Origin of the sequence: Halorubrum sp. SS7 (assembly GCF_005435055.1) — an archaeon.
GTDB classification, from domain to species: domain Archaea; phylum Halobacteriota; class Halobacteria; order Halobacteriales; family Haloferacaceae; genus Halorubrum; species Halorubrum salinarum.
Genome location: NZ_SGXV01000559.1, coordinates 1 through 259, shown reverse-complemented (window position 1 = coordinate 259; position 259 = coordinate 1). Strand labels below are relative to the sequence as shown.

General features: G+C 41.3%; 1 pseudogene. It reads right to left on the bottom strand.

From position 1 onward, the window contains the following. Positions 1–144 precede the first annotated feature (144 nt). Positions 145–259, bottom strand: a pseudogene (locus EXE44_RS21765) (site-specific integrase); the annotation flags it as partial.

Here is a 259-nt window from a genome sequence, read left to right as displayed (position 1 = left end):
ACGATTGAGAACAAACTTAGTGGACGTACGGTAGCAGAATTTCTGGTTAGATGTAACGGAAATGACAGCACAAACTGAATATACTCACATCTTTGACTACTTTAGTCTAAATATTAGATATTAGTACTATATTGATGAGAAAATTTAAATATTGTCCAGAAACCCTCGTCGTTGTTCCATCCTTTTGCGCTGGCTCCGGCGGTCGTAGTGTTCATCTAGAACACCTGGCGTCACGTTCGCACGATCGCTGACGACATCT